The sequence below is a fragment of the Chryseobacterium sp. Tr-659 genome, from assembly GCF_011752975.1.
Lineage (GTDB): Bacteria > Bacteroidota > Bacteroidia > Flavobacteriales > Weeksellaceae > Chryseobacterium.
This window is the reverse complement of sequence record NZ_VWWP01000008.1, coordinates 228,435-241,134: the sequence shown is the minus strand read 5'-3', so window position 1 is coordinate 241,134 and position 12,700 is coordinate 228,435. Positions and strand designations below refer to the sequence as shown.

At 33.4% G+C, this 12,700-nt stretch carries 12 protein-coding genes; 4 read left to right on the top strand and 8 right to left on the bottom strand.

What is annotated here, in order from left to right; all coding sequences use genetic code 11:
* The first annotated feature begins 54 nt into the window (after window positions 1-54).
* Entirely contained in the window at window positions 55-1,719 is a 1,665-nt protein-coding gene (gene glgP, locus F3J23_RS17605) for an alpha-glucan family phosphorylase (protein WP_167032012.1), read from the top strand.
* Window positions 1,720-1,821: 102 nt separating this feature from the next.
* On the opposite strand, the gene F3J23_RS17600 is transcribed toward glgP, so the two are convergent.
* Together F3J23_RS17600 and F3J23_RS17595 are read right to left on the bottom strand one after the other, a co-directional pair.
* Complete coding sequence (locus F3J23_RS17600) at window positions 1,822-2,004, bottom strand: DUF6496 domain-containing protein (RefSeq protein ID WP_167032010.1); 183 nt, start codon at window positions 2,002-2,004, stop codon at window positions 1,822-1,824.
* A gap of 12 nt (window positions 2,005-2,016) precedes the next feature.
* On the bottom strand, window positions 2,017-2,490 hold the full coding sequence (locus tag F3J23_RS17595) for a hypothetical protein (protein ID WP_167032007.1): 474 nt from the start codon (window positions 2,488-2,490) through the stop codon (window positions 2,017-2,019).
* 121 nt (window positions 2,491-2,611) lie between these two features.
* On the opposite strand from F3J23_RS17595, the gene F3J23_RS17590 reads away from it, so the two are divergent.
* Window positions 2,612-4,741 carry a S9 family peptidase gene (locus F3J23_RS17590; protein ID WP_167032004.1) on the top strand — a complete coding sequence of 710 codons (2,130 nt, stop codon included), beginning with the start codon at window positions 2,612-2,614 and terminating at the stop codon, window positions 4,739-4,741.
* 76 nt (window positions 4,742-4,817) lie between these two features.
* Here the strand turns inward: F3J23_RS17590 and F3J23_RS17585 are convergent, their stop codons facing one another.
* Genes F3J23_RS17585 through F3J23_RS17575 form a run of 3 tightly spaced genes read right to left on the bottom strand, consistent with a single transcriptional unit; the run spans window position 4,818 to window position 7,391 of the window.
* Complete coding sequence (locus F3J23_RS17585; protein WP_167032001.1) at window positions 4,818-5,642, bottom strand: GLPGLI family protein; 825 nt, start codon at window positions 5,640-5,642, stop codon at window positions 4,818-4,820.
* Window positions 5,643-5,651: 9 nt separating this feature from the next.
* Window positions 5,652-7,160 (bottom strand): thioredoxin domain-containing protein, encoded by a 1,509-nt coding sequence (locus F3J23_RS17580; protein WP_167031998.1) that lies wholly within the window; start codon window positions 7,158-7,160, stop codon window positions 5,652-5,654.
* A gap of 54 nt (window positions 7,161-7,214) precedes the next feature.
* The gene (locus tag F3J23_RS17575; protein ID WP_167031995.1) at window positions 7,215-7,391 is read right to left on the bottom strand and encodes a hypothetical protein; all 177 of its coding nucleotides are present in this window, start codon (window positions 7,389-7,391) and stop codon (window positions 7,215-7,217) included.
* A 151-nt stretch (window positions 7,392-7,542) separates the two neighbouring features.
* On the opposite strand from F3J23_RS17575, the gene F3J23_RS17570 reads away from it, so the two are divergent.
* Complete coding sequence (locus F3J23_RS17570) at window positions 7,543-7,911, top strand: helix-turn-helix domain-containing protein (RefSeq protein WP_167031992.1); 369 nt, start codon at window positions 7,543-7,545, stop codon at window positions 7,909-7,911.
* Window positions 7,912-7,995: 84 nt separating this feature from the next.
* On the opposite strand, the gene F3J23_RS17565 is transcribed toward F3J23_RS17570, so the two are convergent.
* The 3 genes from F3J23_RS17565 to F3J23_RS17555 all read right to left on the bottom strand — a co-directional run bounded on the left by F3J23_RS17565 (window position 7,996) and on the right by F3J23_RS17555 (window position 10,640).
* Window positions 7,996-8,814, bottom strand: coding sequence for a GLPGLI family protein (locus tag F3J23_RS17565; RefSeq protein WP_167031988.1), 819 nt, complete (start codon window positions 8,812-8,814; stop codon window positions 7,996-7,998).
* Between the two features lie 8 nt (window positions 8,815-8,822).
* Window positions 8,823-10,382, bottom strand: a complete 1,560-nt coding sequence (locus tag F3J23_RS17560) for a vitamin K epoxide reductase family protein (RefSeq protein WP_167031985.1) — start codon at window positions 10,380-10,382, stop codon at window positions 8,823-8,825.
* A gap of 72 nt (window positions 10,383-10,454) precedes the next feature.
* The gene (locus F3J23_RS17555) at window positions 10,455-10,640 is read right to left on the bottom strand and encodes a hypothetical protein (RefSeq protein WP_167031982.1); all 186 of its coding nucleotides are present in this window, start codon (window positions 10,638-10,640) and stop codon (window positions 10,455-10,457) included.
* Window positions 10,641-10,912: 272 nt separating this feature from the next.
* Between F3J23_RS17555 and F3J23_RS17550 the strand changes: the two genes are divergently transcribed.
* Window positions 10,913-12,568: a peptide MFS transporter gene (locus F3J23_RS17550; RefSeq protein WP_167031979.1), complete on the top strand. Its 1,656-nt coding sequence runs from the start codon at window positions 10,913-10,915 to the stop codon at window positions 12,566-12,568.
* The last annotated feature ends 132 nt before the right edge of the window (window positions 12,569-12,700 follow it).

Sequence of the window (12,700 nt, the reverse complement as noted above, 5' to 3'; positions counted from 1 at the left end):
AAAGTTTATTTTGATAATTAATACCTTTGTCCCTTCTAACACAAACCCACATTTATGGATTTTAGGAATTTTAAAATACCCTACAACATCAATCCTCAATATTCCAAAAAAGCTGTTTATTTCTCAATGGAATTTGCCCTTGAGCAAGTACTGAAGATATATTCGGGAGGACTTGGCTTCCTTGCCGGATCTCACATGAGAAGTGCTTATAATCTTAAACAGGACCTTATCGGTATTGGTATTCTATGGAAATTTGGTTATTATGACCAGGCCAGAAATCATGATCAGACGCTTCAGCCGGTATGGACGAGGAAAATGTACAGCTTTCTTGAAGATACCGGGATCAAGTTTCAGATTGAAATCCACAGTGCTCCGGTTTGGGTAAAAGTGTGGTACCTTGATCCTGAAATCTTCAATACGGCTCCCATGTTCTTCCTTTCTACGGATGTTCCGGAAAATGACCATGTTTCAAAAACAATCTGTCATAAATTATACGATGCCAATGAATCTACAAAGCTGGCACAATATATCTTATTGGGAAAAGGAGGTGCCAAACTTCTTGATGAAATGAACATTGAAAGAGATGTTTATCATTTAAACGAGGCCCACGGGCTTCCCGCGGCATTTTACCTGTTGAAAAAATATAACGGAGACCTGAATAAAGTAAAAGAAAAGCTTGTTTTCACTACCCACACTCCTGAAGAAGCCGGAAATGAAAAGCATAATATGAAATTATGTTATGACATGTCTTATTTCTCAGGGTACAGCATAGAGGAAGTAAAAAATATTGAAGGAGCTCATGATGAACGTTTTAACCATTCGCTTTGTGCTTTGAAAATGGCAAGAATTGCCAACGGTGTTTCCCAGCTTCATGGTGTTGTTTCCAGAGCTATGTGGAATAAATACCCGGGAATCTGTGAAATCACTTCCATCACCAACGCTCAGGAATTTAAATATTGGGCAGACAAACCTTTATACAATGCCAAAGATGAAAATGATTCAATGGTTTTTGATTACCGTAAGAAGCATTTAAAGAAAAAATTATTCAGCATTGTAGCGGATCAGACAGGAAATCTCTTCAACCCGAATGTTTTCACCATTGTCTGGGCAAGAAGATTTGCAGGTTACAAGCGTGCGGAACTTCTTTTACATGACAAAGACAGATTCTACAGACTTCTGAACAATCCAAAATATCCGGTACAGATTATCTGGGCAGGAAAACCTTACCCAATGGATTATTCTGCAATATCCACTTTCAATACGTTGGTTGAGGAAAGTAAAAACCACAAGAACATGGCTGTTCTTACAGGTTATGAGCTTTCTTTAAGCAAATCTTTAAAACAGGGCTCGGATCTATGGTTAAATAATCCAAGGGTTCCGAGAGAAGCTTCAGGAACTTCAGGAATGACGGCTGCCATGAACGGTTCTGTAAATTTATCCACAGACGATGGCTGGATTCCTGAATTTGCTAAAAGCGGAGAAAACTCTTTTGTAGTTCCAAAAGCCGACTACCTGAACATGAGTATCTATGAACAGGATAATTATGATCTGAATAAATTATACGAGCTTCTTGAAAATGAAATTCTTCCCACTTACTACGATCGTCCTGATCAGTGGAGAAAAATTCAGCATAACGCGATGAACGATGTGAAAGATCATTTCAACAGCGACAGAATGGCGGATGAATATTACAGAATACTTTATAATGAAGCAAAATAGCAAAAACGTTAAATGTCAAAATCGCGAAATAGATAATTTGTAGTTTTGCTTAAAAAATAAAAAATGCCCGGAAATTTCCGGGCATTTTTTATTTTAGAATGATTATTTTTTCTTTGGAGGCACTTTCAAGCCTTTTTCTCTTGCTTCAGAAATACCGATGGCTATGGCCTGTTTTCTGCTTGTCACTTTTTTTCCGGAGGAAGACTTCAGTTTTCCTTCCTTAAATTCGTGCATCACTTTTCCTACTTTGTCCTGAGCTTTGTCTGAATATTTAGTCTTGCTCATCATCCATTTTTTTTAAGATTTCGGCAGGGATACCCCTAGTTCATAAACTCTGGCATGCTTCAAATACTTTGAACGCTCTCTCGAAGTTACCGATTCAAAATGATCATTTTTAATCACAATAATCGGGTCTTCTATATTTTCAATTTCGAAATTGGCAAAATACCTTTCATCCGGGCTTGTTTTATCATTTTTAGCCTTTATTTTCTGCAGCTCATCTGCATATTTTCTAAAGCCGGGATCAGATGAGTGGATAAATTTATATTCATCGCCTGCATACACATAGTAATGAAGTTTTTTCTCTATCAAGCCGGCTTCATCTGTAATTTCAGGGTTATCGTTTCCGTCTTTAAACCCTATTTCAACGAGTGTTCCGCCTTTTCGCTTTGTATATTCTTCCGCATCTTTAAAGCTGGAAAAACCTGTATAAACAATCTGATCGTTCAATACGTAACGGTTGAGTTTCTGATTGTATGCATTCGTTTCCATAATTATTATTTGATTTGATTATACTTAATGATATTCAATTTTTTTGCCAAAAGCGTATTGTGAAAAGCTTTTTTACACATTTTAATAAAATCATTATCTTTGAAATCCATTAATGTTAGAAATGAAAAAACTACTCTTAACACTTACTGTAGCTGCGGCATTCCAAAATGTATCGGCACAGGAAATCACTTTAGATAAGATATATTCGGGATACTACCGGGGAAAAGGAATTGCAGGAATCTCTTCCATGAAAAATGGTGAAAATTATCTTGTTATTGAGCCTTCAGGAATTGCAAAGTATTCTTACAAAACTTCTCAGAAGGAAGGAAATATTGTTGACGGAAAATTCGAAAGCTATATTTTTTCTGATGATGAATCAAAAATTCTTTTACAGGTAGGAAGCCAGCCGATTTACAGACATTCTTTCCTTGGAAAATTTGATGTAAAAGATTTAAAATCCGGAAAGACTATCAGTTTGAATGAGGGAAAAACAGTTCAGGAACCTTCCTTTTCTCCTGATGCTACCAAAGTAGCTTTCATCTCTGACAACAACCTGTTCTATCAGGATCTTACTTCGGGGAAAATTATCCAGGTAACGACTGATGGTAAAAAGAACTCCATCCTCAATGGTTTGGCAGATTGGGTTTATGAAGAAGAATTCGGGCACGCAAAACAGTATGAATGGACAAAAAATTCTGATGCCATTGTATTTGTAAAATCTGATGAAAGCCAAGTTCCGGAAATCTATATTCCAATTTACGGTAAAAACCTGTATCCGGTAGAAATGCGTTACAAATATCCAAAAGCGGGTGAAAAGAATTCTGTAGTATCTGCACAATTATACCGTCTTGATACCGGGAAAATAATGCTGTTGAATTTAGGTTCTTTCAAAAACTATTATATCCCCAATGTTTTCCAGACCGCAAAACCGGATGAAATTGTTCTGATTACTTCTGAGAGAATTCAGAATGCTTCGGACATTTTAAAAGTTAATACCAAAACTGGAGCGGTTCAGAAATTATTTACCGAAACGGATGATAAATGGATTGATACGGATAGCCCTACATTGGAGTTTCTTGAGGACAACTCTTTCCTTTGGGCTTCTGAAAGAGATGGCAACCGCCACCTTTACTGGTATGACAAGGATGGTAAGCTCAAAAAACAGATTACGAAAGGAAATTGGGAAGTTACCGATTATTATGGTTTCAACCCGAAATCTAAAGAAATTTACGTTCAGACTACGGAGAAAGGGAGCATCAATAAAGTGGTTTCCAAAGTAAATATTGAAAATGGGAAATCTCAGCTGATCTCTAATACGGAAGGAAACAATTCGGCTAATTTCAGTAAAAATTACAACTATTTTATTGAAACATCTTCTACCGCTGCAAGACCTTACACTTATGTTTTAAAAGATGGCAATGGAAAAGCTGTAAAAGAGCTTCAGAATAATAACGACCAGTTGCAGAAATTAAAAACGGATAATTTTGCGGTAAAAGAATTCATTACTATTCCGAATGCTGTTGGTGATCAGATGAATGCATGGATAATGAAGCCTAAGAACTTCGATCCAAATAAAAAATATCCTTTATTTATGTTCCAGTATTCCGGACCGGGGTCTCAGCAGGTTTCAAACTCTTGGGATAACGGAAATGCCATGTGGTTCAACCACCTTGTACAAAAGGGATACATCGTTGCTTGTGTAGACGGGCGCGGAACCGGTTATAAAGGAGCAAAATATAAGAAGGTAACTTACATGAATCTTGGGAAATACGAGATTGAAGACCAGATTACTGCAGCAAAATGGTTCGGAAACCAATCTTATATTGATAAGAGCAGAATCGGGATGTTCGGGTGGAGTTTCGGTGGCTATATGACCAGCCTGGCTATGACTAAAGGAGCTGATGTTTTCAAAGTGGGAATCGCAGTAGCTCCTGTAACCAACTGGAGATATTATGATTCTGTATATACGGAAAGATTTATGAGAACACCTCAGGAAAATCCGGATGGATATGATAAAAACTCCCCTACCGAATATGCCAATTTATTGAAAGGCAAATTTCTGTTAATCCATGGAACGGCTGATGATAATGTTCACTTCCAGAACTCTATGGAATTCTCTGAAGCTTTGATTCAAAACAAAAAGCAATTCGATTTCATGGCTTACCCTGACAAAAACCACGGAATTTACGGTGGACAGACAAGGCCGCAACTGTATCAGAAAATGACAGATTTTATTCTGAATAATTTATAATATTCTGAATCAGCAGAAATACAAAAATCCCTTTCAAGCTTTTGAAAGGGATTTTGTTTATTAATAAAGTGCCTCATTAAGGATATTTGACTGCTTTGTCAAGCTCTATCGGATTATTGAAAGATTTTATTTTTTTTCTTTCGTTGGCTTCTGCGGGTTTCAATTGTTCTTTTGTAAGAATAGTTCCGTCATCTAGCTGCAATTTTTTTCCTTCAGGCAACGTAAGCCTTCCGTTCATTATATATTTAAAAGGGCTGTCATATAATTCTAATTTCAATTTATTCAATTTATTCTGATCAACAGGGATTGCCCTGGAAATAGAGTTTTCTAATGAAGTCCTTTTATAAGTGTCTGGAATTTTTTCACTTTTAATCACTCTGAAATAGTAATTATTTTTTGTATCATATAATTCCATAATAAGTCCGGGCAGACCATTAAATTTATAAGGGCCATAAGGAATGGGAATATCTTTTGAGAACCATGCTATCCAGCTTCTTCCTCCAAATTCTGTTACCGCTTTTTGAAGATGAATACCATCAGAAGTTTTAACAGCGTCTGTAATCTTCCAATTCTGTTCTGCTTTTTCGTTTATCTTATAGAAATTTACATCTCCTATATATTCATAATTCTGATATTCATTATTGTTATTTTTTTTAATCAGAAATGAGGTCAGTTTATAACCTTTAAATCCATACTGATTTTTGGCTGCAAATAACGAATCGTTGGCGTAATACAATCTATTATAATAGGCAATATCCTCTGTAGTTGCATCAAGATTAAAATTTTCTCTTATTAAATCTTTAGAAACAGAATCTTTTTTATAGACTACTTCATATATAAATCTATTGTTTTGGGAAAAACAAATAAATGTTCCCAATAATAAAAATAACAGTTTTTTCATAATTAATTATTATCCTACCATCTCTGATATAAAATACTCTAAATCTGCTCTGTCATATTCTATAGGATATTGATATCCATTGATAAAAATATCAGGTGTAAAATTAATGTCATTGATATTTCTCCATTTTTTCTGATTATTTAAAATAGAAATCACATCATACTGATTATTAAACAGATGAGAATACTTATTATACCATTTATCAATTTCGTTTTTATCTGTTCTTATATTATACCATTCTTCCAAAGCTACAAAAAAAGTTGTTTTATCTTCCGAATTTTCATAAATACAGGCTAAGTTTATATAGGTAGCCCGCAAGTTTTCAGGAAAATTATCTAAGTCTGCATCCAATACAAGACGTATATTAACTTTATTGCCATAATTATTAATAATTCTCATAAATGTTGGATAAAACTCTTTACAATATTTACACGAAGGGTTTGTTACTAAAGTTAATGTTAAATTGGAATCAGGTGTTCCAAAATTAAATGAGTTTAAAAAATCATCATTAAGAGTTTTCTTTTGAATTGAAAGGTTATTTCTAAAGAAAGCATAGTTCTTTTTAAACCTCGAACTTTTTATAATTTCTTCTTTCAGTTTATTATTCCATGAAATTTTTTCCTTCAAATACAGAAGGAATAGTACAGAAGCCAATACAAAAATGAGATACAAAATAATAGAGAATGGATTGACACTCACTAAAGAATTTGGCAGGAATAATAAAAGAGCCAGCTGGCCATAGACAGAAAGTATGATCCCTATACAAACCGGGCAGAGTTTTTTAATAACAATAACCTGATAATACAATGAAATGAATGAAATAGGTATAAATAAGTAGAATATGTACTTGTAAATAAAATAATAAAAACTGAGATCTTTATATATTGCTAAAATTATAAAACTGATCATTTGAGAAAAAAAGAACAGCAAAGAAATCTCAGATATATCAAAAAACTTCCATTTTTTGTAATTGAATACATAATCACAGTCTGTTTTCAACATTTTATTCTGACATACACCTAAAGGTATGAAGGTTCCTTTACCATGTGTCTTTTTATAAGCCTCATAGGAAAGAAAGATTCCTAAAAATGAAAGTGATAAAAATGCAGTTCCTATATAAAAAAAAGAAAAGTCTATTAATAATATGGATAATACCAGAGCGCTTAATAAAAGCATACTCCATAACAAGATATTATTCTTTTTCTTTTCATTGTGGAAAATTTCTGATTTATCAACTAATAAAACAACGTTAGATGTGGAAATATCATAATTTTTTTTGTCTTCCAATTTAAAATCACCTTCATTAATTGAAAGAAAATTTTCAGGTAACAATTCAACATCCTCTTTATCTATTTCAAAAACAGAGCAATCAATATTAAAAAAATGAAGTGTATCAGAAAAAGACAGAATATTAGGAAATTCCGGATGACCATTTAGCTGATATTCAAACTCAGTTTTGTCAACATGAATATCATTAAGGTTCAAATAATGGGTTAGTATATTAATATTTTTCTTCATAGATCTTAAAAAAATAATCAGCAATGAAATTTCATTGCTGATTGTGATTTAGTTTTAGTTACAACATCCTCCACCACATCTTGCACTACCATCTCCAGCACAGCCTGCTTGTACACAACCACACTCTACGCCAGTTTCTGGATCATCTGGTATTCTTTTTCCTCCTTTAAGTGTTCTTAACTCGTTTCTCGTTAAGCTTGCTTTTGTAATTTTTAAAGCATTCTTTTTCATAAAATTTTCTTTTAATATTCTGTGTCATTATTGACTTTTCAAAACTATAAATTAAAATCTCGAATAAGAGAAATAGATCAGGCATTTTTCTGGCAAATTTTTTGCAGAACATGTACATGTTTTGCATATTTGCAATCGACATTAAGAAACAATGAAGCAAGAAAAACTAAAAAACCTACGAAAACTACAAGGCATTTCTCAAGAGAAAATGGCAAAAATTTTATCAACTGATCCTTCAAATTACTCCCGAAAAGAACGAGGAGAAGTAAGGATACATGAAGACGAATGGAAGAAAATATCTGAAACACTGAATGTTCCTATTTCTGAAATCAAAGAAGAGGATGAGAAAATAATCAGTAATGGAAATTCCATATTCAAAGATCACTCCCAATATCAGTATATCCAAAATTTCAATCATTCACTAATTGAAAATTTACAGGATTATATTGTTTTTCTAAAGCAAAATATTCATGAATTAAAAGAAGAAAATCGAATATTAAAATCTCAAAACAATTTTTGACTCATAGACTCACTATTTAATGTATTAATAAAAAAGAACCTTTCAAGATTTTGAAAGGTTCTTTTTTATTAATACAGCAGCAGATTAAGGATACTTAATTGCTTTATCCAATTCGATAGGATTATTGAAAGATTTTATTTTTTTTCTTTCGTTGGCTTCTGCGGGTTTCAATTGTTCTTTGGAGAGAACTGTCCCATCATCCAAAAGAAGTTTCTTTCCTTCCGGAATCGTTAATGCCCCATTCAAAACATATTTAAAAGGATTGGAATAAAGGTCTAACTTTAATTTATTCAATTCTTTCTGAGTAACGGGAATTGCTCTGGGTATATAATTATTTAAGGAATGACGCTTATAATCATCCGGAATCTTTTCACTTTTAATCACATTAAAATAATAATTCTTTTTGGTATCATACAATTCCATGATCAACCCTGGTAATCCGTTAAACTTATAGGGCCCATAAGGCATGGGAATATCTTTAGAAAACCATGCGATCCAATTTCTTCCTCCGAATTGCGTAGTAGCTTTTTGAAGCCGGAAATGATTGGAAACTTTTATACTGTCCGTGATATTCCAATGCAGTCTGGCTTCTTCGGATATTTTATAGAAGTTTACATCCCCAATATATTCATAATTTTGATAGACATTGCTTTTGTTCTTTTTTATGAGAAAAGAAGTCAGCTTAGCAGGTGTATATTTTCCAGTAACACTGAATATTGAATCATTAATATAATTCAGTCTGTTATAATAGGCTACATCATCTTTTGTGATATCCAAATAGTAATTTTCTCTGATAATATGCTTTGAAGTTGAGTCTTTTTTATATTTAACATCATAGATGAACCTGTTGTTCTGAGAAAAGAGCATGGCTGTTCCCAACAATATAAATAATAAGTTTTTCATAATTAATTTTAATTTTCAGATAAAAGTTCCGGTATAAAATATTCCAGGTCTGCTCTTTCGTATTGGAGTGGATATTCCGTATCATTGATAAAAATATCAGGTGTAAAATGAATACTATTGTTGCCACACCATTTTTCATGCTCTTTTAAAATAACAAGTGCTTCTTCTGGGTTTCCAAAATATTTAGAATATTTTCTATACCAGCCGGTTTTATTTTCATTATATCCCTGAACTGAATACCAACCGCTTAAGGCTTCCAGAAAGTCTGCTTTATTTTCGCTATTGATATATATACTGCTAAGATTTATGTGAACTGTTCTGTTATCCACATCGTCTCTTCCAAGATCTATATCAAAGAAAATATTGATTCTCAATTCGTCAGAATATTTTTTCACCAGCTTTATAAAAACGGGATAAAAATCCTTACAATGCTTACAAAAAGGATTGGTAATGAAGGTTAAGCTTTGCAATGCTTTTTCATTTCCAAACACAAAAGCACCCGAAAAATCGGTATCCGTCAGTTTCTTTTGAAAGGATAGATTGTTTTTGAAAAACTTATAGTTTCTCCTGAATTTCAAATCTTTCTTAATGATATATTCATTTTTCTGTGCGATCTCTTCATTTGCCCTTAGGTTTAGCAAAACAATCATTGTCCCAAAAATTCCAATAAAAAATAAGATGACAGAACCAACATCAATAGTTTTATGATCAAAAAACATAAGATTAGCAACTATTAATTGAATCAATACGCAAGCGATGATGGCCATACATACCGGACAATATTTTTTAACCACAACTATTTGATAGTATAAAGACATACAAGCGATGGGTATAAAGCCCAATAAAGCATATTGATAAACCTCAAGGAAAAATCCGATATTTCCCATCAGTGAAAACAGAACAAAACATGTGACTTGAGTAGTAAAAAACAGCAATGAAATTTCAGACAAATCTATTTTTGTAAAAAGCTTCCATTTTTTGGAATTAAATACCAAATCACAATCTGTATTCAAATAATTACTCTTGCATACTCCAACCGGAATAAATGTTCCTTTTCCATGCGTCTTTTTATAAGCTTCATAAGCCATTATAAATCCCACCAAAGAAGTACAGGCAAATATTAATTTTAATATCCTATTAGAAGAATCATATCCTAATAGAAATACCAACAACAGGATAAAGATTCCCCAATTGATATAGGAATAATCAAACTTGGGTTTTGTATTGGCAGATTCTTCTTGTTCTACAATGAAGATTATATTTTCCCATTTTGTAAAAAAATCATGTGCAGGAGAACCATTAATAGTAAGCTGATTGTTTTTATTTTTTACAACAGTCAATTCACCTTCTACCAAGGCCAAAAAATCTTCAGGTAAAATATCTTTTTCATCGTTATCTATTCTATAACTATAATTTTCAATATTGAAAAAATTCAGAGCATCAGAAAATGCTAAAAGGCTTGGAAAGTCCGGATGTCCTTCCAACTGAAGTTCAAATTCATCCCGGTCAATATGTATCTTATTATAGTCTAAATAATTGATAACAGCAGTATAACTTTTGCGTGTCATTTTAATACTTCTTTTACATTTCAAAAAAATAGCAACAGTTTCCTGTTGCCATTTTTAAAGGACTGATTTTGATTATCCACAACAAAAGGTGCCATTGCAATACGAATCACCATTACCATTATGCGTAGCAGCACAAGCGGCATTGGTACATGCACAACCCATATCTATAGGATCTTCATGTATTGTCCCTCCTTTAATCGTTCTTAGCTCATTTCTTGATAAGCTGCCTTTCAGTTTCTTTAAATCGTTTTTTTTCATAATGTTTTTTTTAGATTATTTGTCACTATTGACAGTGTCGAAACTAAAAAACAAATATCACTTCAACGAGAGATGTTATTGCAGATTGCATGTAATTTCATTTTTTTGATTGTGTACAACCGTATCTCTGCTTTGTACAAGTATCCCGTATGATTTAAATACCGTTTAGGATTCCCCATTTATATTTATTTCATTAATCATTTACCTAAGTATTATTTATTTTATCAATTGAAATTAAAAACTTATTTTTGAGGAATTTGAAATTAAATTATATGAAGACTAAACATCCTAAAGGGCTGCCCTTTCTCTTTTTTACAGAAATGTGGGAGCGTTTCGGGTACTACCTGATTCTTGGAATCTTTGTTCTGTATGTTATTGAACCTACCGGCATGAAGGGAGGTCTCGGGCTTCCGGACAAAACTGCTGATGATATTTTCGGAACTTATATTGCACTCACATATCTTACTCCTTTTATTGGTGGTTTTTTGGCAGACAGAGTTTTAGGGTATATTAAATCCATTTACCTGGGAGGCTTTTTAATGGCTGCCGGATATATCGGAATGGGTGTATTTAAAGACTTACCTCTATTCTATACCTCTCTTGCGTTGATTATTATTGGTAACGGTTTCTTTAAGCCTACCATTTCAACTCTTTTAGGAAACCTTTATTCTGAAGAACCTTATAAAGCCAATAAAGATTCCGGGTACAATATTTTCTACATGGGGATCAATATTGGGGCATTTATCTGTAATATTATTGCTGCTTTCATGCGTAATAAATTCGGTTGGGGTGAAGCTTTCATCACTGCGGGAGTCGGAATGCTGATCGGAATGGTTATTTTTACCATCGGAAGAAAGCATTATATTCATGCCGCACAAATGAAGCCAGTACAGGAAGGAGATACAAAACTTTCAGAAATCCTGATCAAAGTATTCGTTCCTGCTATCGTTGCCGGAGCAATTGGCTGGTTTATTCCAAATAATATCTTTGGCAGTGACAGTACAGATGCCTTTATTTTTGCATGTATTCCTGTTATTTACTTTTATGCCTCTCTTTATTTCAAGGCGAAACCTGAAGAAAAATCATCTATTGGGGCTTTACTTTCTGTATTCCTGATCAGTATGTTCTTTTGGGCTGTTTTCAAACAAAACGGTACAGCGTTGACAAGATGGGCCAATTATTATACGGACAGAAGTGTTCCTGCTTCCCTTGAAAAGCCATTGGAAGGAATTTATATGGTGGAGGGAAAGAGCTATGAGAATAAGGAAACTCCGGTTTATGATAATCAATTCAGATCTCAAAAGGATGATAATGGAGAAACCAAGAAAGAAATGGGGAAAGATGTTTATTTTAAAAATATTTCTCCTGAACAACGTACTGCATTAGAGAAAAACCCTGAAAATAAAGTATATCTCTATAATACTGAATTATTCCAGTCTATCAATCCATTCTGGGTAATTGCATTAACACCGGTTATTGTAGGATTCTGGGCCTTATTACGAAGAAAAGGAAAAGAACCTTTAACCCCTACTAAAATTGTTTTAGGATTATTTATTTCCGGACTTTCATGTCTTGTGATGGTTCTAGCTGTAATGGCTGGGGATAACGGAGCTGTAAAAGTTTCTCCTTTGTGGCTTGTAGCCAGTTACGGAGTTATTACAATCGGAGAATTATGTCTTTCTCCGATGGGACTTTCTTTCGTATCCAAACTTTCTCCTGCGAGAATCACAGCACTGATGATGGGAGGATTCTTCCTTGCCAACTCAGTAGGAAACAAGCTTTCCGGAATCCTGGCAAGTACCTGGTACAATTACGAAAACAAGACGAATTATTTCCTTGTTAACTTCGCATTGTTAATATTTGCTACACTTTTAGGTCTTTCTATGTTAAAAAGGCTGAATAAAATTATGAGAGAAAAAGGACATTAATCCTTGATATTATAACGATTAGCAAGCTGCGGGATAGTTCCGCAGCTTTTTTATTTAAAAATAAAATTAAAACCTTGCCAAAAACCTAAAATAAACTATATTTGTCAGTCTTAACAAAAATTAACAATAGAA

Bases quoted from the DNA above. Each gene is read 5' to 3' on its own strand.
- F3J23_RS17600 (WP_167032010.1), bottom strand. From the start codon at position 2,004: ATGAGCAAGACTAAATATTCAGACAAAGCTCAGGACAAAGTAGGAAAA.
- F3J23_RS17585 (WP_167032001.1), bottom strand. From the start codon at position 5,642: ATGAAAAAACTGTTATTTTTATTATTGGGAACATTTATTTGTTTTTCC.
- glgP (WP_167032012.1), top strand. From the start codon at position 55: ATGGATTTTAGGAATTTTAAAATACCCTACAACATCAATCCTCAATAT.
- F3J23_RS17580 (WP_167031998.1), bottom strand. From the start codon at position 7,160: ATGAAGAAAAATATTAATATACTAACCCATTATTTGAACCTTAATGAT.
- F3J23_RS17550 (WP_167031979.1), top strand. From the start codon at position 10,913: ATGAAGACTAAACATCCTAAAGGGCTGCCCTTTCTCTTTTTTACAGAA.
- F3J23_RS17575 (WP_167031995.1), bottom strand. From the start codon at position 7,391: ATGAAAAAGAATGCTTTAAAAATTACAAAAGCAAGCTTAACGAGAAAC.
- F3J23_RS17570 (WP_167031992.1), top strand. From the start codon at position 7,543: ATGAAGCAAGAAAAACTAAAAAACCTACGAAAACTACAAGGCATTTCT.
- F3J23_RS17595 (WP_167032007.1), bottom strand. From the start codon at position 2,490: ATGGAAACGAATGCATACAATCAGAAACTCAACCGTTACGTATTGAAC.
- F3J23_RS17590 (WP_167032004.1), top strand. From the start codon at position 2,612: ATGAAAAAACTACTCTTAACACTTACTGTAGCTGCGGCATTCCAAAAT.
- F3J23_RS17560 (WP_167031985.1), bottom strand. From the start codon at position 10,382: ATGACACGCAAAAGTTATACTGCTGTTATCAATTATTTAGACTATAAT.
- F3J23_RS17565 (WP_167031988.1), bottom strand. From the start codon at position 8,814: ATGAAAAACTTATTATTTATATTGTTGGGAACAGCCATGCTCTTTTCT.
- F3J23_RS17555 (WP_167031982.1), bottom strand. From the start codon at position 10,640: ATGAAAAAAAACGATTTAAAGAAACTGAAAGGCAGCTTATCAAGAAAT.